The sequence below is a fragment of the Blautia glucerasea genome (genome assembly GCF_020537505.1).
Taxonomy (GTDB): Bacteria; Bacillota; Clostridia; order Lachnospirales; family Lachnospiraceae; genus Blautia_A.
This window is the reverse complement of the sequence record NZ_JAJBMO010000011.1, coordinates 45991-63004: the sequence shown is the minus strand read 5'-3', so window position 1 is coordinate 63004 and position 17014 is coordinate 45991. Positions and strand designations below refer to the sequence as shown.

General features: G+C 38.6%; 20 protein-coding genes and 2 pseudogenes. 8 read left to right on the top strand and 14 right to left on the bottom strand.

Annotated elements, in window-relative coordinates; all coding sequences use genetic code 11:
• Positions 1–33: 33 nt before the first annotated feature.
• Positions 34–1125 carry a site-specific integrase gene (locus LIQ05_RS10765; RefSeq protein WP_226820510.1) on the bottom strand — a complete coding sequence of 364 codons (1092 nt, stop codon included), beginning with the start codon at positions 1123–1125 and terminating at the stop codon, positions 34–36.
• An 11-nt stretch (positions 1126–1136) separates the two neighbouring features.
• Positions 1137–1331 carry a hypothetical protein gene (locus LIQ05_RS10760; protein ID WP_008373537.1) on the bottom strand — a complete coding sequence of 65 codons (195 nt, stop codon included), beginning with the start codon at positions 1329–1331 and terminating at the stop codon, positions 1137–1139.
• A gap of 232 nt (positions 1332–1563) precedes the next feature.
• Here LIQ05_RS10760 and LIQ05_RS10755 point away from each other — a divergent pair, with 232 nt between their 5' ends.
• Positions 1564–2046, top strand: a complete 483-nt coding sequence (locus LIQ05_RS10755; protein ID WP_008790928.1) for a helix-turn-helix domain-containing protein — start codon at positions 1564–1566, stop codon at positions 2044–2046.
• A gap of 466 nt (positions 2047–2512) precedes the next feature.
• On the opposite strand, the gene LIQ05_RS10750 is transcribed toward LIQ05_RS10755, so the two are convergent.
• The 5 genes from LIQ05_RS10750 to LIQ05_RS10730 form a co-directional block, all read right to left on the bottom strand.
• Complete coding sequence (locus tag LIQ05_RS10750; RefSeq protein ID WP_118363924.1) at positions 2513–3781, bottom strand: hypothetical protein; 1269 nt, start codon at positions 3779–3781, stop codon at positions 2513–2515.
• Positions 3747–4502 (bottom strand): ABC transporter ATP-binding protein, encoded by a 756-nt coding sequence (locus tag LIQ05_RS10745; RefSeq protein ID WP_226820509.1) that lies wholly within the window; start codon positions 4500–4502, stop codon positions 3747–3749. The genes LIQ05_RS10750 and LIQ05_RS10745 overlap by 35 nt, the downstream gene beginning before the upstream one ends.
• A 113-nt stretch (positions 4503–4615) precedes the next feature.
• Positions 4616–5227, bottom strand: coding sequence for a MerR family transcriptional regulator (locus tag LIQ05_RS10740; protein ID WP_117468465.1), 612 nt, complete (start codon positions 5225–5227; stop codon positions 4616–4618).
• Between the two features lie 399 nt (positions 5228–5626).
• Entirely contained in the window at positions 5627–6568 is a 942-nt protein-coding gene (locus LIQ05_RS10735; RefSeq protein ID WP_226820508.1) for a helix-turn-helix domain-containing protein, read from the bottom strand.
• A 150-nt stretch (positions 6569–6718) separates the two neighbouring features.
• Entirely contained in the window at positions 6719–7039 is a 321-nt protein-coding gene (locus LIQ05_RS10730) for a DUF3784 domain-containing protein (RefSeq protein ID WP_008373534.1), read from the bottom strand.
• 323 nt (positions 7040–7362) lie between these two features.
• Here LIQ05_RS10730 and LIQ05_RS10725 point away from each other — a divergent pair, with 323 nt between their 5' ends.
• Positions 7363–7602: a DUF6061 family protein gene (locus LIQ05_RS10725; RefSeq protein ID WP_003505342.1), complete on the top strand. Its 240-nt coding sequence runs from the start codon at positions 7363–7365 to the stop codon at positions 7600–7602.
• 209 nt (positions 7603–7811) lie between these two features.
• Here LIQ05_RS10725 and LIQ05_RS10720 read toward each other — a convergent pair whose 3' ends face one another.
• The 4 genes and pseudogenes from LIQ05_RS10720 to LIQ05_RS10705 all read right to left on the bottom strand — a co-directional run bounded on the left by LIQ05_RS10720 (position 7812) and on the right by LIQ05_RS10705 (position 9938).
• Complete coding sequence (locus tag LIQ05_RS10720) at positions 7812–8888, bottom strand: ABC transporter permease (RefSeq protein WP_226820507.1); 1077 nt, start codon at positions 8886–8888, stop codon at positions 7812–7814.
• Positions 8887–9090 (bottom strand): annotated as a pseudogene (locus tag LIQ05_RS10715) (endonuclease); the annotation flags it as partial. The pseudogene LIQ05_RS10715 and the gene LIQ05_RS10720, both read right to left, overlap by 2 nt.
• Positions 9051–9380 (bottom strand): plasmid mobilization protein, encoded by a 330-nt coding sequence (locus tag LIQ05_RS10710; RefSeq protein WP_002584958.1) that lies wholly within the window; start codon positions 9378–9380, stop codon positions 9051–9053. The pseudogene LIQ05_RS10715 and the gene LIQ05_RS10710, both read right to left, overlap by 40 nt.
• A gap of 201 nt (positions 9381–9581) precedes the next feature.
• Positions 9582–9938, bottom strand: a complete 357-nt coding sequence (locus LIQ05_RS10705) for a helix-turn-helix transcriptional regulator (protein WP_002584957.1) — start codon at positions 9936–9938, stop codon at positions 9582–9584.
• Between the two features lie 398 nt (positions 9939–10336).
• On the opposite strand from LIQ05_RS10705, the gene LIQ05_RS10700 reads away from it, so the two are divergent.
• The 6 genes from LIQ05_RS10700 to LIQ05_RS10675 all read left to right on the top strand — a co-directional run bounded on the left by LIQ05_RS10700 (position 10337) and on the right by LIQ05_RS10675 (position 15039).
• Entirely contained in the window at positions 10337–10522 is a 186-nt protein-coding gene (locus LIQ05_RS10700) for a cysteine-rich KTR domain-containing protein (RefSeq protein WP_003431289.1), read from the top strand.
• Between the two features lie 16 nt (positions 10523–10538).
• The gene (rlmN, locus tag LIQ05_RS10695) at positions 10539–11522 is read left to right on the top strand and encodes a 23S rRNA (adenine(2503)-C(2))-methyltransferase RlmN (RefSeq protein ID WP_002584956.1); all 984 of its coding nucleotides are present in this window, start codon (positions 10539–10541) and stop codon (positions 11520–11522) included.
• A gap of 473 nt (positions 11523–11995) precedes the next feature.
• Entirely contained in the window at positions 11996–12433 is a 438-nt protein-coding gene (locus tag LIQ05_RS10690; RefSeq protein ID WP_003502131.1) for a sigma-70 family RNA polymerase sigma factor, read from the top strand.
• Complete coding sequence (locus LIQ05_RS10685) at positions 12417–12659, top strand: helix-turn-helix domain-containing protein (protein WP_002604473.1); 243 nt, start codon at positions 12417–12419, stop codon at positions 12657–12659. The genes LIQ05_RS10690 and LIQ05_RS10685 overlap by 17 nt, the downstream gene beginning before the upstream one ends.
• A gap of 455 nt (positions 12660–13114) precedes the next feature.
• Entirely contained in the window at positions 13115–13288 is a 174-nt protein-coding gene (locus LIQ05_RS10680) for a transposon-encoded TnpW family protein (protein ID WP_002604472.1), read from the top strand.
• Between the two features lie 77 nt (positions 13289–13365).
• Positions 13366–15039 carry a recombinase family protein gene (locus LIQ05_RS10675; protein WP_069989194.1) on the top strand — a complete coding sequence of 558 codons (1674 nt, stop codon included), beginning with the start codon at positions 13366–13368 and terminating at the stop codon, positions 15037–15039.
• 10 nt (positions 15040–15049) lie between these two features.
• Here LIQ05_RS10675 and LIQ05_RS10670 read toward each other — a convergent pair.
• From LIQ05_RS10670 to LIQ05_RS10660, 3 genes and pseudogenes are all read right to left on the bottom strand, one after another.
• A pseudogene (locus LIQ05_RS10670) lies at positions 15050–15328 on the bottom strand (response regulator); the annotation flags it as partial.
• Positions 15329–15476: 148 nt separating this feature from the next.
• Positions 15477–16340: a nucleotidyl transferase AbiEii/AbiGii toxin family protein gene (locus tag LIQ05_RS10665; protein ID WP_003505363.1), complete on the bottom strand. Its 864-nt coding sequence runs from the start codon at positions 16338–16340 to the stop codon at positions 15477–15479.
• On the bottom strand, positions 16341–16934 hold the full coding sequence (locus LIQ05_RS10660) for a type IV toxin-antitoxin system AbiEi family antitoxin domain-containing protein (RefSeq protein ID WP_003505367.1): 594 nt from the start codon (positions 16932–16934) through the stop codon (positions 16341–16343). It lies immediately after the preceding gene.
• Between the last annotated feature and the right edge of the window lie 80 nt (positions 16935–17014).

Below are 17014 nucleotides of genomic sequence, written 5' to 3'. Positions count from 1 at the left end.
AGATTATTTATCTGGGCTTTTTCTTTTGCCTTTTCAACATTCATCTCTTTCTTCTCCCAATCCGGTAACAGCATTTCCATTTTCATTATCCAGAAGATTTGCAATCTTTCTCTGCTGATTTGGATAAAGATGTCCATAAGTGTTCAATGTGATACGAATATCTTTATGACCTAATCTGTCCCGAATCAATAACGGTTCCACACCTTTCTCAATAAGATAAGCCACATGGCTGTGCCTGATATCATGCACTCGAATTTTCTTCACTCCTGCCAGCTCAATCTGCCGTTTCATCTTATGCTGTACCGCTTCCTGAACAACCGGAAATAATCTTTCTGTATCCGGCATTCCGTAATGACCATCTACAAATTCCTTAATTTCCTCTTTCAGAAATTCCGGAATTTCGATTGTCCGAAAGGACTGTTTTGTTTTCGGTTCTGTGATAATATCCTGCATTCCTGTCCGGTAATAAGTCTTATTGATACTAAGCTGATTCTTTTCAAAATTGATATCAGCTTTTGTAATCGCAAGCAGCTCCCCGATCCTGCATCCAGTCCAGAACAGCATCTCAAACATAAGATAATATCTTGTTCCTTGCTCCATTGTCTGTATAAACTGTTTGTACTCGTCCAGTGTCCAGAAGTTCAAACTTCTTGAATCTGAATTTCCCATTCGTTTCACTTTCTTGCATGGATTAACCGGCAAGTCATAGATTTTAGCTGCATGTGTAAACAGACTGGTCAACTGATTCTGAATCATTCTCAGATAAGAATCTGAATAGCCTTTTTTCTGAATTTCATTCTGCCACTGAATAATCTGTGAAGCCTTGATTTCACTCATCATCTGATTTCCGAAGTATGGAACGATATGCTGTTGCATCATATATCTTTTATTTTTGATTGTTCGATCTTTCAGATCATTTTGTTTGTCTGAAAAATAAATCTCAATAAAATCGCTCAGCTTCATATCCATACTTCGCTCATTGCTCAACTTTTTGCTTCGTTCAAACTCCAATGCTTCTCGCTTTGTTTCAAATCCACGCTTTCTGCGTTTTTTCTTCTCACCCATGACATTTGTCTCAAACCACTGGGCTGTCCATTTTTTTGTGTCTTTTTCTCTGTAAGCCATATTGATCCTCCCTAATTTTCTGCTATTTCATAGCCATACATCTTTTTTGCCCAAAACGCCTTTGGTATTCTTCCAGCCATCGTAATATATCCCTGTGCAGATAATTCTTTATTCATAGCTTTCACCAGTTTATAGGCATGAGATTTTGAGCAGTTTAATTCCTGTGCCACTTCATCAGCACTCATCATATAATTGTAACTTGCCATATTGCCTCCTCCTTTCCTCTCCAGATATAGAATACGTTTACTGTATTTCTATATCTGTACGATTTTCGTAAATTGATAATATCATGTATTTCTATCGTTGTCAATATTTCGTAAACACATTTTTACGAACTTCGTACACTATTTTTTCTTTATTTTATTCCACGTCTGTGTTATGATATTTTATAGATTTATGTTTTTCGTAATTTTCTAATATATGAAAAAGGAGGATTCTATGGGTGACGGTAAAAATTTAAAGAAATATCTTGATGAAAAAGGCACAAATGTCCGCAAAATTGCAAAGGCAACCGGAATCAGTGCTACAACCTTATATTCAATTATTCAAAAAGATTCCAATATTCGATTTGATTTTGCATTAAGACTTGCGAATGAATTGCAAATTGATGTGAATGAGATATGTTCTGCCAGTCCATTTTCTGGCACAATTAAGGAAGAAGAGATTTATCCTACACTTCCAGACGGTTTGAACGGAGCATTAGACGCAAGTCGTGTAAAGACTTACTTAAAAAATTCTATGTATCCGCTGATGTACCTTTTCGGTAAGAACAGTATGCCTGATGTAGATAATCTGCTTACATCGTTCTATCAGCTTGATGATGAATCCAGACAGGAAGTTGTGGAAACTATCCGTCTGAAATTACAATATCATCGTGATCCAGAACGTGCTGAACAAATCAAACAGATCAAAGGCTGGTAAAAAAATACTCCTGTGAATAGCAAACATTCGCAGGAGTTTCTTTTTGGCACCGTTTTGGCACCGCTGGTCTTATTTTTCAATTATAAATTTATCTGTATTTCATCTTGCTGATAAATGTTTCACTATTACTAACCTGATAAATTTACGAATAATTCTTTTCTTAGAGTACAGAAAAACCCCGGAAACCTTGCGGTTCCGGGGTATCTTACGTTTGGACACAATGTTATCTTACGATAACAAATCTATATTCAGATTGTATTACTCGATGATTGTAGCAACACGTCCTGATCCTACAGTACGTCCACCTTCACGTTTGTGAGGTTCTTAAAATTCCATTATTTTCTGTGATTTCCGTGTCCATATTTTCTTGTGTTGTGGATTTTCCAGGCTATATTTCTATTCTCTGCATTTTTTAGTATCAAAATGGTATCACAGCGACTTCATTTCTCACTATAATATCTCTCATCTATTTGGTAAGTATCAATGCTCCTAAGAAAACAGCAATACTTAAAATAAAATCCTTTTTCACCAGAAAATCTTTATATTTTACTTCTAGCCAGAGATTCAGGACTGTCGCACATATAAGTATTGCACATCCTAACAGTATTTGCACTATACTGCTGTTTACAGCAAAAGCCATTATAATTCCTTCACCACAAATAATTGTAATTGGTATAACTATAAACTGTTTCACAATTTGATTTTCCGATATAGGAATAAATAAGCCGTCTGTGGCTTTTTCAAGAATACTATCCAGCTGTTGAACCATACTCCGTAAGGTCAATCGAAAAACGGCAAATATACTTCCTAACCATAACATATAACGAATTTCTTCTTGTTGCAAAAACGGTAGCGTCCAACAGAAAGGCATTTTATAAATTCCTAAACATATCGCAAACAAAATCATTCCCATTATTATCCAATTTCTGCCTAATCTATAAATAGATATTTGAGCTTTCCATATCAATGGAAAGTGGCATAAAAAATTGGATACTTTATTTTTTCTCTGTAAATATCTCACCGTTTTTTCTTTTGCATATTGATTTAACAATACAGTATTATTAAAATTTTGAGCAATACGTACCTTTTCCAAAAATTGCATCTCATCTTCATACTTTAAAGCATTTATTTCCAGAACACCAAAATCATAAACTAGCATATACATCCATATTCCTATATCTATAATGCACATAAAAAAATATTTAAGCGATATTACCAAGATTATACTAAACAACAGCCATATTCCAATATCTCTTCTTTGATTTGCATGATATATTTTCCATCTCATTAAATTGGTTGTATTTAATAGCAAGAATATTATGAGTAATATAAATAGAAAATTTCTATTCAAATGGATTCCATTAATACAAGCTGAAAGAATGATTGAAAATATAATGTCCTTTAAGGTTAACCCTATATATTTTATTGATATCATTTGTCTTATCCTTTTCTCTTGAATGAAAAACAATGATGCCGGTTTTATTATAATTGCCGGTTTAACATTAATAAAACAAACGCCAAACGAGTATAATATCAAAAATCCAAATACCAGATAACATATTCGAAGATTACATGCATTTATCTTCCGAATTATTGGAAAAAAATTAATCACAATTTGATATCCAACAACAGCTGCCGCAACTACCAAAGACAATATAGGTATCAGCATATTTTCTATTAATCTTTTAGTTTCTCTAATCTTATTCACACATAACAGTTTTCTGTACTCCTGCATAATGCTCTCCCCCACCAATTAAGGACATATATATTTGTTCCAACGAAGTTCCCTTATTCATCTGCTGCTTTTGTAATATTTCTGCCTTTGTTCCTTGTTCGACTATTCTTCCATCATATAAAAAAATATATCTGTCACAAAAATCTTCAGCCAAACTTAGTAAATGTGTAGATATGAGTATCGTTTTATCTTGTTTCTTCAAATTTTTTAAAGTATTTTTGAATTTATATGTTTGTGCTGGATCCAACCCATTAAACGGTTCATCTGCCAGTAGCACATCGTATTGCCGCAACAATGCAAGTGCAATCATAAGTTTCTGCAACGTTCCTTTTGAAAGTGCTGATGGAATTTTGTTAAGGTGCTGATTAAGATTAAATTCTCGAATTAATGAATCAACTGTCACTGAGTTCTCAGGGTACAGTGCTTTAATAAACTGAAGATGCTCCCAAACAGTCAACTCTTCATAGTACACTGGAATATCTGGAATGAACGTCACAGGATTATTCTCTCTTTTAATAGAAAATATATCATTATCACCAATAATAATTTTACCATTATCAGGTTTCATTTTTTTTATCATGAGTTTTAGCATTGTTGATTTTCCTGCGCCATTAGGACCAATTAAGCCTGTTATCTCTCCCTTATTCATTCCAAAATTAATATCATGTAATATTGGCTTCTTATCATAAGCAAAATTTACATTTTCTACATTTACATACATATCTCTCGCCTCCCTGTTTTTCTTATATATACACCTTAGAGAAAGTTTAAGGTCAAGAAAAAAAGAGAACATTTTCTATTTGTCCTCTTTTTCTCAAAAATATCTTCGCATTCTTATTTTGTTTCATTACACACTATAATCCGTAATATTGAAACCACCAAAATCAAACTCAAAATAAGAGTTATTACTTTAAACGGAGCACTCATATATGTATTACATAATTTCAAATATAATTGCACGCACATAATGACTGCAATTACTCCCCCTACAATACAAACAATTAATTTAGAAGTATCGAAAATTTTTTGTATCCTGTCCTGCCGTTTTATTCTCTCCAATTGGTAAATATATTCCTCTTTTCCAGATACCATTTTATCTAACATCTCTTCTGATAAATCAGTCACACTCATATCCATTTTTATCAACTCTTCGCATAAAAAATAATTCTGCCTAAGTCTATTTTCTTCTTCTTTAATTTTAAGCAAATGTGTATTTAAAACACTGGTTAATGTTTCCTTTTCATATAAAATTTTTCTAATATCTGAAACCGGAATATCTAACATCCTTAACATTTTTATACGATTTAACAAAAGAATATCTTCCTCTGTATATTCACGATATCCATTTACAGGATTTCTTTTCGGAATTAATAAATTTTCTTTCTCATAAAATCTGATATTATAACTTGTAATTCCAGTTCGTTTTTCAACATCTTTTATCTTCATTACAGCCTCTTTTATGTTTCGTATTTTTTTATTGCATACAATGTCCCTGACTGCTATAATTTACATCATGGGTGCTATCATAACGGTAGGCGGTTAGTCCTTCAACAGAGGGACTGTGACCCTCTGATTACATAGAAACTCGAAAGAGAATCCACTGGAAAGGAGGGCTAAGCCATGAGTATTGTTGATTTTATTGCAGTAGTGAGCTTCGGCTTAACCTGCTTTGGTCTTGGATATACCTTTGGCAAGGATAATAATAAACCACAAAAATAGCCGCCCTGGTCTGGTAAACTAAGCGGCAATTTTTGTCAAAACATATATCGGACTAACCGTCTATCGGTAGCACTCTTTTTCTATAATCATATTAGCACGCATGTGTGAAAATGTCAAAAATTTTCTTCATTCTTGGTTATTAATCTCCTTGATCAACTGTACTGCCTTCTCTGCATCATCGGTTTTCACGAATATATCCACACCATATATTCCAAATCCAGGTGCCCCATGCATTGCAACATTCGCACCTGCTTCCTGTGAAAAAGCTGCTATTCCATTTTGCTTTAACATTTCTACGAGTTGTTCTGTCTCTACTATATTCTGTGCATTATAAGTTTTTGTCCATTCTGCCTTAGATATGGAAGTTTCCTTTTTCTCCTGAACATTTGACGAATTCTGGTTTCTTTTTCGATTAATAAATGCCAAGAGCCTAAGAACAATAAATGCCACAATAGTAATACCAATCAGAAATCCCACTGCTAATCGTGTTACCTGTGTTTCTGTAGCTCCCATTCTAAATAAACATATGCCATAGATGACTGTAAAAATTCCTGCACATATCACACTGGTGAAAAAATCGCGCCATATAGTAGCACTTTTGGGCAAACATTTATCCCATATTCCATTGTACACCATAATAGAAGCATACAGAATTCCTCCTACCAAAGCAGTTGCTGTCTCTCCTAAAACCAAGCGAATATCCACCGTTAATAACATCTGAATAATAATCGCTAACACACTAATCACAAACATTGATGCAAATGCAAGATTTCCAGCCTTTAATGCTTTTTGTTTCACCCATTCTTCATACACCGCCACTTTGTCCAGTGTTTCTTTCATCTCTTTATTCATAGTCTGGCTCCTTTCTCCATCCAGGAGCTCTCTTATCTCAACATCGTAATACTCAGCAAGTTGAACAAGTATACTGAGATCTGGCATATTTATTCCTGTTTCCCATCTGGAAACTGTTCTTGCAGATACCTCAAACTTCTCGGCAAGCTGCTCTTGCGTAAGATTCTTTTCTTTACGACATTGCTTTAAAAAAGCTCCAATCTTTTTTGTATCCATGTCTCTACCTCTCTTCCACTTACAGCTTACCAATATATAGCAAAATTACCACGACATAAAACGAGAATCCGCTAATTTTCAATCGGACATCATATGTCTAAAACAAATAAACGGTATTTTCACCCCGAAAACATTCTATTTTTCTATAAATTAACTTTCTCTTTTATGTCTATCTATAAGCAACAGAATAAACATAACAAACCATATCGCCCATGCAATTAAACAACCAGTTCCTATATACCAAATATCTATAATCATTCCAGCAATAAAAGGAAGTGACATAAGCATCATTCTCTTCCCATATGCCTTACACATAGCATTTTCATCATATTTTTTTCGTTCTTCTGCAGATTTCATATTATAACCAGACAAGAAGTTGGATGCTTGTCCTTTTGACCTATAAAACCATATTCCAAATAAAAGCATAATTACTGCCATTGCAAAATCAAAAATAATATAAATATAGAACATATAATGCTTCCTTTCAGTCGATTCCACAAACTTGAATTGAGATTTCATATATTCCAAGGGATTTAATAACTGTTATATTTTATTATCAAATATCTCTCAATCCCTTGAAAACACAAAGTTTATCGCAGGTGAGCTTTCCCTTATTGTTTCCCTTGCGTTATATCGTCCCACCAGTGTTTACGAACTCTGATAAGGGCAAAAACAAGGGCAAGAAAATTATATAAAACAGTATAACACAAAATAAAAGTGACATTGTGAACTGATTGAAATGCTTCTGATTTTTGCAACAAATGATTGATTTAACGATAAGGAGATTTGATACGATGAGAACAATATTTGCAGAATACAATCCCAAGCGCAACAGTATTGATGTTTACACCTCTGTTGGCTATATGCTCCGCATTGACTGTTGGGAAGCTGAAAAGAACTTAAAAACCACACCAGGATCAGACTGTGCATTAAACGCACTCGCCATTGATGAACCTCTTGAATATGCCAAATTATATCTTGATGGAAATTTGCAGATGTGGGTAGATGCGGAAGACTCATTAGATATTTTTTAATTTTTAAACAAATACAACAGTTTAAATCGCTATTAACCACAATATTTCCGGAAAATTCATCATAGGTTTGTGCAAATGCAAAGAAACGGCGGCTCTGAAAATCAAAGCCGCCGTTTCATAGGCGCGTGAAAATGTGTCTGCTCTGCGACGGCTTTTTTTCTTTTGCCGTCGCGCTGCAGATAACCTATTCGTTCTATTTTGAACTTCTTTTATGCTACCTGATGTCTGCAATAGGAATGAATCGCCAAGAATGTAAACACAAATAATTCAATTCCTGCCGAAATCAAAATAACATGCGGTGTCCAGAAACTCATTCCACCGATATTCAGATAATTGAAATCTGCAAGCTGAGAAAGGAAATTGTTCTGCATACCAATTCCGGCAGATGGAAGTATGGTAGAGAGCCATGTTGCTCCCATCGCTACATAAGCAAAAAGCGGCATGAGAAGAACTACAATAGAGATCAGCAAAACTGTCAATGTGTCTTTACATTTTGCAGACAGGAACAACGTACAGCTAACCGTTGCTAATACAGAAAGTAAGCCCGCTGCTGCGAGAATTATCTGCAACTGCCCCAGATTGATGTTTGGCAGATTAATGATAGAGTATCGCATCTGAAACGATGTTTTTAAGCAATCCGTCCCGAACGCTGCATCTAAAATCAGAATGTGTATCGTGATCCCGACAAGGAAAGTAACAACGAAAAGTGTAAATGCCGCCAGAATTTTGGTAATTGCTAATTGTTTATGCCCGTATTTGGTGGTTCGCAGGATGCTGTCACCGCCCGTTTGATATTCTCCGGCGAAAGTAGATGCTGCGATTGCCACACACAAAATAGCAAGGAACAAAATATAAAACTCAATATAATCAAATGCATCTTTTGAAATTCCAGAATGAAGATAAAATGGCGTATCAAGTTCTGAATATTTTTCAAGAGCTTTCTGCTGTGCGGTTTCGTTTTCTCTTTGCTCATTCCGCATGACATCCTGTAAATGTTCTGCGCACTTTTCATAATAGGCTCCGTCAATGTCATTCGGGTCAATATCCATTAAATCAGCACCAATGCCTGTTACTGGATCAGCAAACGCTTCGGACAGACCCATCAGCAAGTGACGGAACGGGACGATTTTTTCAATAAATACAGCCAGAGGAAAGCCCTCTTCCTCGACTGGCCCATATTCTCGAACGCAGCTTTGATAAGTTTCCAAAGCCGATTTGATCCTATCCGGGGTCACTTCACCAGCGGATGTTTTATATAAATCTTGTTTGTACTTGATAGCTGCCAAAGGATTGTATCAAGTGCCGCCCTAAATGTGTACCGCGATCTCCGGCAGCTTCCCGCGTCCATGCAAACTCAATATCGGCGGTTTCCAGCCCGCAGCCGAAAGAGGACGCAAGCAGCTTCCCGTCTGTCTTTTCGGGATTTAAGATATAGTCTATCGCAGCCTTTAAGGTTGATTTAATAGGGTGCGTCTTTGTAACCGCCATATCTCGTCCACCGCCTTTTTAATGTCCTCTATATCCTGCCTGTAAACCGTCCCCGTCGCATTGGCGCGTTTTGCAATTTGGTTGATGTTCCGGCTCACCGCTTGCAGTTCCCGGATATATGCTTTTGTGTCGCTTCGGTCAACGACAAGAATATACCCGTCTATCGCCATTTTACGGAAGTATGCCCCATACTGCTTTATGGGAAGCTGCTTCATCTTCTCGTCGATCAGCCGCTTTTCTTCTTCCGTAACGTAAAACTTCATCTGTATATTTCTCTTTCGGTTTTCCATTTCCGCACCGCCTTTCGGTATAAGGGTTTGGGATTATCCCAACAAGCATTTTCCGCAAACGGGTACTCGTTTGCTGTGCTTGCTATCTACTCCATACCCCCACCGAAAGGCGGTATTTGTTGCGCGTTCCTTTGATTTTGGACGCAAAAAAAGATTGCAGCCGCCATGCGCTGCAATCTCCCGATTTCTCATATTGTGAGGTTAATCCTCTGCTTTTTCGACTTCCGTTATCTCCCTTGCTGTTGCGGTTACAATCCGTATGCCTTTATCGCTCATACCGTCCAGCAGCGCGTCAAGCTGCCGCCGCCCGGTGGATTTCTCCGCATTGCTGTTCGGGAAGAAAAATTGATCTACCGAAATATGATACCGGGTTACAAGGTCATAGAATACCTGTAAACTCGGCTGTTGTCCCTTGTTCTCGATATTCGCAAGGTAGCGCGGGGAAATATATAACTCGTCGCTTACCTTTTTGCGGCTCTCGCCGTATTCATTTCTCGCGGCTTTTATAGCTGCCCCGAAAGCCTTAAAGTCGTACAATGGTACGGGTCTTTTTGCCATTTTCATTCACCCTGTTACATTTTACAGTTCACCTTTCTTTTTGGATATGTCCACACAATTCATATCATTAGGTTAAATACTTCCTGTTGTGTATTGACAGTAGACTGATTTTCTGATAAAATAAAATTTATGTAAAAGGAGGCGGCGTTTATGTTGCATAGCATGCGTATTAGATAAGCATTGAAAAAAAGGATTTTCCCATTTTCAACATGGGCTTTTTTGTCATGCTTATTTTGCGGATGCTATACAAAAAACTAACGACGTATAGATATAGTATAGACATAGTGCAAGCTATGCCTTAGTTTTGTTGTACTGCTCTGTGCATTATAAATGCAGGTCAATGCTCATGTTGAGGATTGACCTGCATTTTTTTGTGTAAAAAGGACGAGTGAAATATAATGCTTAAAAAATATTGGATAAAATGTCCGATTTGTAACGGAAAGACGAGAGTTCAAGTATTTCATAATACTGTATTAAAAGATTTTCCTCTTTTCTGCCCTAAATGCAAATTGACGCATATCATTGATGTAGAAAAATTAGAGATTGTAATCAAAAATACAGAAAAACAAACTTTTATTATTTAGAAGAAAGGATATAAAAATGAAACGTTTACCTAAATATACGCCTGCGGAAGTACGGAATGATCCATACGGATTTACTTACAAAGAAATGTCGGAAGTTATTGGCGAGAATGAAGCAAAAGCCTTATATGAAGAATTATATAAGCAATTACCACGCAAAAAAAATCTATCAATGTTGGTAAAAAATATTTGCAAAAGCAGTGATACTGAAAAGTATGTTTACGAACTGAAAGACAACAAATACATTGAAACGGTTTTTATCAAGCGGCGAGATGGTGGAACTGTTTGCGTGAGCACACAAGTCGGTTGTCCTGTTGGTTGTATTTTTTGTGAGTCCGGGCGAAATGGCTTTGTTCGTAATCTAACATCGTCAGAAATCGTACAACAGATTATATTGTTGCGTCGAAAAGTAAACCGTATCGTTTTTATGGGTATGGGAGAGCCTTTATTCAATTATGACAACTTGATAAAAGCAATCCATATTCTCCGAGATAGATATGGGCTCAACTTTCCAACCGACGGCATTACCATATCAACAGTTGGTCCGGTCGATCAATTAAAAAAATTGCGCGAGGAACATCTTAAAATTCAGTTGACAATATCTTTACACGCAGCAACACAATCTGCAAGAAATCGTATTATTCCTCACATGCGCATATATGCTATTGAAGATGTTGTTAAGCAAGCCTTATCCTATTCTGAAAGGCATAATCGCAAAATTGTCTTTGCGTATTTGCTTTTACCGGGTATAAATGACCGGCCCTCAGATGTAAGACAACTTGCAAAATGGTTTCGGGGCAAAAAAGTTATGATTAACGTGTTACAATACAACCCAACAAGCAATTCAAGAATTAAAGCACCACAGAAACGGGAAATAGTTGCATTCAAACATCAATTAGAGCAAGCAGGACTTGAAGTTACTATGAGAGTTTCTCATGGCAGAGAGATTAACGCGGCTTGTGGACAGTTAGCTAACACATATAATAAATTCAAAAAAAAATGATTAAAAGTGCCAGACGCATAGACGCAGAGCCGATAACGCATTAGGTCAAAAAACCTATGTGTTATCGGCTTTTTTATTTAATATTGCGCAAAAGCCGCTGTTCCCTATTATAGAATGGATTGCGGGTAGTGTATTAAAGTCGCCCTTTTTTAAGGATACGGCGGTATCGGGGAGGTATCGCCGTGTCCATTTTTATTTACTGTAACCCGCCTAATGCTTTGCGGTCAAAAAAAGCTATGCTCCGCAAGCGGGATATTCCGGCTATGAGTATGAACTGTCAATACATCTAAATACTTCTTACATTTCCTTTGCGCTCGTCCGCGTCTTGCGGACGGGCGCATTTTGCTTTTTTCAACTTTTTTCTGAAAAACGCACTCAAGAGCCATCTCCCGAACGGGTACGGAGCGAAAGGGGCAGAGAGGACAAGCCCTTAACTCCCGTCCTCTACTCCACGCGGGAAGGAGGTGAACTCTATGGAGCTATCTTCTTCCGACAAGGAAAGAATACAACATCAGTACGACGCATTAGCAAAGAAAACTTTGGTTGGCGAAGCGAAAAGCCACCGCCGCACTCTTGCGAAACGCGCAGCACGCGAAGTACCTTTTTCGGATTTGAGCGAAAGCGAACTCGCGCAGCTTTTCACAACGGACGAATACAAAAGCGATTATTTCCGTTTTCAAGTGTCCGGCTTTGATGTACTCGTCAAAAATGAACTGCTTGCCGAAGCCCTTAACGCTTTGCCCGAAAGGAAACGCGACATTATCCTTTTGTCCTACTTCTTGGACATGAGCGACGCGGAAATTGCTGAACTGCTGAATGTTGTACGCACGACGGTTTTCCGGCACAGGAAATCCGCGCTTGCGAAAATCAAACAGTATTTGGAGGGAAAAGCAGATGATGAATACCGTTAGGAAATCTGAAAATCTGTTGCCGTTCCCTGTCATTTCCGCAGCGGCAAACGGCGACACAACCGCCATGTGCGCGATCTTGAAGCATTACGAGGGTTACATAGCGAAACTTTGTACCCGCACGCTGAAAGACGACGCGGGCAATACCTATTCCTATGTGGACGAGGAAATGCGTAACAGGCTGCAAGTGCGCCTTATTACCCGCACCCTTGCTTTTCATGTAGGATAATCTTTTAGCCCATGCGGGGAGCGTGTCCCCTTTCCACGCTTCCCGTTATGGGCTATTTGTCGTTCCGTAACAGCACATCGGAAACGGTGTACTGTTACAGGCCGACAAAGCCTATTGTTCCTTGACAAAGAAAGCGGCCTTTGGTGCGCAGCATAACAGGCAACGGGTACATTCCGTCTGTACCGAGCCGGGCGGCGGGTACGCCATGACCGCTTTTCCCCGTTGGGGAAAAGTCGAGCGAGAACTACCGCGCCGTAAAACAAGTTTAGCAGCTTGTGGGCGACGACATACAAGGCGGCACAATGATACTCCCGCGTTGAACACCCTCAAAGTATTGCGCGGCGCACCCATAAGCATGGGCCGGGGTGAAACTCCCGTGAGGTTGCAGCTAACAACCGCCCGTTTTGCCTTTTGACGAATATAGTTTATCCATACAGGAAAAGGAGGTTTTTCTAATGGATAAAAAACAGACAATTACAACCGAACGCAAAATAGGGAAAATCACCTATCTTGTTCAAGCGTTGCCGAGTGAAAAGGCAACCGATACAATCCATAAAAAGATTGAAAAACTCATTGTAAAGGATTTGCAGAAAAAGCCCGGAAATCCGGGCTTTTTAGCGTCCGAGTAGTGCATTAGGCGGCGGGATATGGTATAATGATAGCAACACATTATACCTGTTTATTCGGCTGTCGGAAAGGAGGACTAATGTTACAGTCGAATAAAATCACCGCCCTTTACTGCCGTTTAAGTCAAGAGGATATGCAGGCCGGAGAAAGCGGAAGCATACAGCACCAAAAAATGATACTTCAACGCTATGCGGACGAACACCATTTTTTGAACACAAAGTTTTTTGTGGACGACGGATTTTCCGGCGTGAGTTTTGAGCGCGAGGGGCTGCAAGCGATGTTGCAGGAAGTGGAAGCCGGACGAGTGGCGACGGTTATTACCAAAGACCTCTCCCGTCTTGGCAGAAACTATCTGAAAACGGGCGAACTCATAGAGATTGTATTTCCCGAAAACGGAGTGCGCTATATCGCGATTAACGACGGAGTTGACACAGCGCGGGAGGATAACGAGTTTACCCCCTTGCGGAACTGGTTTAACGAGTTTTACGCCCGCGATACAAGCAAGAAAATCCGTGCAGTTAAACAGGCACAGGCGCAAAAAGGCGAGCGTGTCAACGGGGAATATCCATACGGCTATATCCCAGACCCGAACAACCGCCACCACCTTATACCCGACCCGGAAACCGCGCCGATTGTCAAACAGGTTTTCGCTATGTTTGTTAGCGGCGTGCGTATGTGCGAAATCCAAAAATGGCTTGCGGAAAACAAAGTCTTGACGATTGGAGCGTTGCGCTATCAGCGCACAGGACAGGCGCGGTATCAGCGGGCAATGATCGCCCCCTATACTTGGCCGGACAAAACGCTCTATGACATATTAGCAAGGCAGGAATATTTAGGGCATACCATAACCGCGAAAACTCACAAGGTATCCTACAAGTCGAAAAAGACCCGGAAGAACGAAGAAGAACAACGCTATTTCTTCCCAAACACCCATGAGCCGCTTGTTGACGAGGAAACCTTTGAACTTGCGCAAAAGCGGATTGCTACCCGCCACCGCCCGACAAAAGCAGCGGAGATTGATATTTTTTCCGGCTTGCTGTTTTGCGCTGGTTGCGGACATAAGATGTATTACCAACAGGGCGTAAATATCGAGCCGCGCAGGTTTTCCTATTCTTGCGGCGCATGGCGCAACAGGGCAAGGACAGGCAGCGAGTGTACCTCTCATTATATCCGCAAAAACGTACTTCTTGATTTAGTGCTGGAAGATATGCGGCGGGTTTTGCAGTATGTTAAGGAACACGAACAGGACTTTATCTGTAAAGCTACCGAGTACGGCGACATGGAAGCGAGAAAGGCATTAGCGCAGCAGCAAAAGGAACTTTCCAAAGCACAGGCGCGTATGACCGAACTTGACACGCTTTTCCGCAAGCTGTACGAGGACAACGCATTAGGCAGACTGACAGATGAACGGTTTGTGTTTCTAACTTCCGGCTACGAGGACGAAAAGAAATCCCTTGCCGCAAGGATAGACGAGTTACAACAGCAGATCGCAACCGTTACCGAGCGAAAAAGGGATATATCAAGGTTTATTCAGATTGTCGGGAAATACAGCGACATACAGGAATTGACCTATGAAAACGTCCATGAGTTTATCGACCGTATTTTGATACATGAATTAGACCGGGAAACCAACACCCGGAAAATCGAAATCCATTACAGCTTTGTCGGACAGGTTGATACCGAGCAGGAGCCGACGCAAGTTGTCAACCATGACCGCCGTAACATGGTAGATGTAAAAAGTATCGCTATCTAACCCCAGCAAATGTCAGCCCCGTTATTTTATCCGTTTCCTCAATTTTAGCCGTTAGCATTATGATTGGATAAGTGTATTTCTTTCGGATAAGCTGGCAAAGTGAAAAGCCGTTCATATCCGGGAGCATAATATCCAGAATGGCAAGATCAATGTCGCCGCTTTCAATACACGACATGGCATCCGTTGCGCAGTAAAATTTATAAACGACGTAATTTTCGTTTTTCAAGTAGACCTCCAACAGATCCGCTATATCTTGCTCGTCATCTATAATCAATATCTTTTCAGACATATTTTCAACTCCTTTGCTCATATTTCCAATTAAGTATAGCAAATACAACATCTAAATTCACAATGGATTGCCTGAGAAATTATTAAGATTTTCCTAACTTTCGAATTTAGGCAACTCAAAATGCTAACGTAATTTACATATCAGTTTTTTATGTGTCATACATATTCTCCAATATACTTCCATATAATGCACAGATTGACTTCACAATTGCATGCCATGAAATATCAGCAGCATAAGAATAATTTTTTTGATATGTTTTCCATAAGGTCTCCATAACCGGACTTGATTCAATTTCATCAAATATTTCTCTTATATCCTCAGCTTCTATCAGGTCTAATGTTCCCCTTTTTTTGGCTGTAGCCACAAGTGCAGTCCATAAAACTTGTTTTTGGAGTTGTTCTCCATACAACTTTTGTAAAATATAAATATCATAAAAATCTCTCATTCGTGTATTTGTAACGTTTCGACTAACAACAGTTTCCAATTTTTCAGCCAATACCGTTTCCAGATTATATGCCCATACCTCAATAGTGCGGTCTTCAAGCATAAGATTAAATTTGTACTTGATTTCTCTTGGTGTAATTACATCCCCTGTAGAAATATCAATCTTTAATGGTGTGATTACACCATCAAATTTCGTTTCCATGCTTACACGAACACCAGGATAATCTGCTTCTTCCATGATTTCCGATATCCGTTTGACCCGAAATGAAACACCATCGTCCAGTGGAATTGATATAATTTGGGATATAATCATTTCTACATCCTCCACACTAACATTAGTGCCTTTTATGGTAGCATCCAGATCCATAGTAGCTCTGGCATCCAGACCAACCATTGCCGCCACAAGCATTCCACCTTTTAATATAAACTGGTTTTTATACTCTGATAAAGAAATTCGTTCTAAAAAACGTTCCATCATATAATTCCGCATCAAAATCTGTGCATCTGCGGATTTTTTCTTTGACATATTACGAATTAAATCCTTTAATTGTCTTGCCGTTGTTATCATCTAAAGTAACACCTCCAAATATGGTCTAAGTATGTTTTCAACATGAAACATAGCTGCGTATTTCATAAGCATCCGTAAGTTTTTATCCTTACGTTTTGCATATTGTTTCAATGCGTCTTGAAAGACCTGCATTTCAACATTTTTTCTGCTACGAAGCAGATCACAAATTGTTCTCTCCATGTCATAAACGGGAACGGAATGTCCGAATGATGTCTGCATAGCTATGATTCCTATTTCATGTAAATCCTTTTTTACTGTGTACACTTGAAAACCGTCTTCCTGCAAACGACTTGGATTATATCCAGTTCTTACTGTTATGGTGTATTTCAAAGGCTCTCTGTCCGTTAAATCATGAAAAAACAATGCAGTTTCATGAGAAAATACAGCTTGACCACAACGTAAATGCAAAAGGTACATTGCATCTGTCCACGTATCCGGCGATACATACACACCATGAGCAGCTTGTTCTAATCCTCGTTCCTTCACATATGCATAAAACACAGACTTACTAATTCCATTATTTAGAACTTGAAATGTCTGAATTGTCCCTCCACATTCACGCAACAACAAATCTAATTTTTCAAACTGAGTCATATACTTTCTCCTTTCGTGCTAATATGATAATATATATTAGCACGAAAGTAAAGACATATAGTACCAATAAAATATCGGTA

Coding starts and splice junctions, on each gene's coding strand:
- LIQ05_RS10665 (WP_003505363.1), bottom strand. CDS start 16,340: ATGATAACAACGGCAAGACAATTAAAGGATTTAATTCGTAATATGTCA.
- LIQ05_RS10680 (WP_002604472.1), top strand. CDS start 13,115: ATGGATAAAAAACAGACAATTACAACCGAACGCAAAATAGGGAAAATC.
- LIQ05_RS10765 (WP_226820510.1), bottom strand. CDS start 1,125: ATGGCTTACAGAGAAAAAGACACAAAAAAATGGACAGCCCAGTGGTTT.
- LIQ05_RS10675 (WP_069989194.1), top strand. CDS start 13,366: ATGTTACAGTCGAATAAAATCACCGCCCTTTACTGCCGTTTAAGTCAA.
- LIQ05_RS10760 (WP_008373537.1), bottom strand. CDS start 1,331: ATGGCAAGTTACAATTATATGATGAGTGCTGATGAAGTGGCACAGGAA.
- LIQ05_RS10745 (WP_226820509.1), bottom strand. CDS start 4,502: ATGTATGTAAATGTAGAAAATGTAAATTTTGCTTATGATAAGAAGCCA.
- LIQ05_RS10740 (WP_117468465.1), bottom strand. CDS start 5,227: ATGAAGATAAAAGATGTTGAAAAACGAACTGGAATTACAAGTTATAAT.
- LIQ05_RS10660 (WP_003505367.1), bottom strand. CDS start 16,934: ATGACTCAGTTTGAAAAATTAGATTTGTTGTTGCGTGAATGTGGAGGG.
- LIQ05_RS10730 (WP_008373534.1), bottom strand. CDS start 7,039: ATGTTCTATATTTATATTATTTTTGATTTTGCAATGGCAGTAATTATG.
- LIQ05_RS10725 (WP_003505342.1), top strand. CDS start 7,363: ATGAGAACAATATTTGCAGAATACAATCCCAAGCGCAACAGTATTGAT.
- LIQ05_RS10710 (WP_002584958.1), bottom strand. CDS start 9,380: ATGGAAAACCGAAAGAGAAATATACAGATGAAGTTTTACGTTACGGAA.
- rlmN (WP_002584956.1), top strand. CDS start 10,539: ATGAAACGTTTACCTAAATATACGCCTGCGGAAGTACGGAATGATCCA.
- LIQ05_RS10690 (WP_003502131.1), top strand. CDS start 11,996: ATGGAGCTATCTTCTTCCGACAAGGAAAGAATACAACATCAGTACGAC.
- LIQ05_RS10700 (WP_003431289.1), top strand. CDS start 10,337: ATGCTTAAAAAATATTGGATAAAATGTCCGATTTGTAACGGAAAGACG.
- LIQ05_RS10685 (WP_002604473.1), top strand. CDS start 12,417: ATGATGAATACCGTTAGGAAATCTGAAAATCTGTTGCCGTTCCCTGTC.
- LIQ05_RS10750 (WP_118363924.1), bottom strand. CDS start 3,781: ATGCAGGAGTACAGAAAACTGTTATGTGTGAATAAGATTAGAGAAACT.
- LIQ05_RS10735 (WP_226820508.1), bottom strand. CDS start 6,568: ATGGATACAAAAAAGATTGGAGCTTTTTTAAAGCAATGTCGTAAAGAA.
- LIQ05_RS10755 (WP_008790928.1), top strand. CDS start 1,564: ATGGGTGACGGTAAAAATTTAAAGAAATATCTTGATGAAAAAGGCACA.
- LIQ05_RS10705 (WP_002584957.1), bottom strand. CDS start 9,938: ATGGCAAAAAGACCCGTACCATTGTACGACTTTAAGGCTTTCGGGGCA.